Origin of the sequence: Bradyrhizobium sp. STM 3809 (assembly GCF_000239795.1) — a bacterium.
Lineage (GTDB): Bacteria > Pseudomonadota > Alphaproteobacteria > Rhizobiales > Xanthobacteraceae > Bradyrhizobium.
In genome coordinates this window covers 1-1,200 of record NZ_CAFJ01000041.1, presented here as the reverse complement: position 1 = coordinate 1,200, position 1,200 = coordinate 1, and the positions used below count along the sequence as shown (strand labels likewise).

Genomic DNA, 1,200 nt, shown 5'->3' with positions numbered 1-1,200 from the left:
TCCGTCAGGACTTCAACAAGAACCTGATCAACGTGCTGCAGACCGGCTCGTCGAACCTGACGCTCGCCGACACCAACGAGGAAGCGGCCAACAGCCAGGCGCTGTCGACCCGCCAGTCGATCGCGGTGTCCGCGCTGTCGCTCGCCAACCAGTCGCAGGCCAGCGTGCTGCAGCTGCTCCGCTAAGGCTGAGGCGTTCTCACACAAACGGCGAAAGCGGCGGGGGAAACCCCGCCGCTTTTGCGTTCGAGCGCAGGGCCCAGCGATGCAGAGCCTATCGCTCACAGCGAAGAGCCCGGCTCTGCACGGGGCAGAACCGGGCTCTTCGCTGTGAAGTCGTCGCTCTCAGGCGGCGGAGCTGACCGGCTTGGCCGCCTGTTCGGCCTGCTGTTGCGCCAGCTGCTCGGCCTGGGCCTGCTCCAGCAGATTCTTCTCGAACGCGACCAGCTTCTTGGCCTCCTTCAGCGCCTGATACAGATCGCCGTTGAGGATATGGCCGTTGATCGCCTCGATGATCGGCCACGCGCTCGGGACCGTCGTGATGATGTCGCGCAGCAGGTTGAAATAGGTGCCGTGATCCGCATCCGCGCCGGGCGAGATGTACATCAGCTGGACGGCGAGATAGACGAGCTTGGCCGGCGTATCGGCGGTCTCCGGCGTGAGAATGTCCTTTTCGCGCAGGATCGGGATGTTGTCCCCGTCGATCAGCAGCCGCGCCCGCTGGTCGGTATTGGTGATCACGCACGAGCCGATGATGATGCGCTCATGCGGCTTCAGTTCGACTTTCAGGGCCATTCTCGTCCTCCGTTGCCGCGATCGGCGCGGCGCCGAATCTGGTCCGGCGAGGCCGGCTCCTTTCCGGTGCCAGTCTAAATCGCGCGAACAGTCTGCGCGTTCGATCGATCGGCGCGCAGCGATCCTTTCCGAACATGGTTAACGCCCGGTAAATGCCCTGACGGGTTTGGTAAATGTCTGGTGTTTTCAATGCGATCGCGCGGACGCCTCGCCAGGATCAGGTGCGCCGCCGAATGCTGCGTGCGGCTGCGCTGACCCGTCGCTTCACCCTTTGTTAGCCACTCCCATTTACCTTAACCCACGTCGCCCGGTTGCGAAGTCGATGCGGGCACAACCGATCTCGAAGGGATCGGTCTGTTTGAGTCACACCAGAAGGGTATGAAAATGTCAGGTATTGTTCTCTCGG

The 1,200-nt window shown here is 62.6% G+C and carries 2 protein-coding genes; one reads left to right on the top strand and one right to left on the bottom strand.

The annotated features are described in order from the left end of the window. A partial coding sequence (locus tag BRAS3809_RS01790) for a flagellin (RefSeq protein ID WP_035654989.1) occupies positions 1-185 on the top strand: 185 nt, incomplete at its 5' end. Positions 186-344: 159 nt separating this feature from the next. Here the strand turns inward: BRAS3809_RS01790 and flbT are convergent. Then, on the bottom strand, positions 345-794 hold the full coding sequence (flbT, locus tag BRAS3809_RS01785; RefSeq protein WP_035654987.1) for a flagellar biosynthesis repressor FlbT: 450 nt from the start codon (positions 792-794) through the stop codon (positions 345-347). Positions 795-1,200 lie beyond the last annotated feature (406 nt).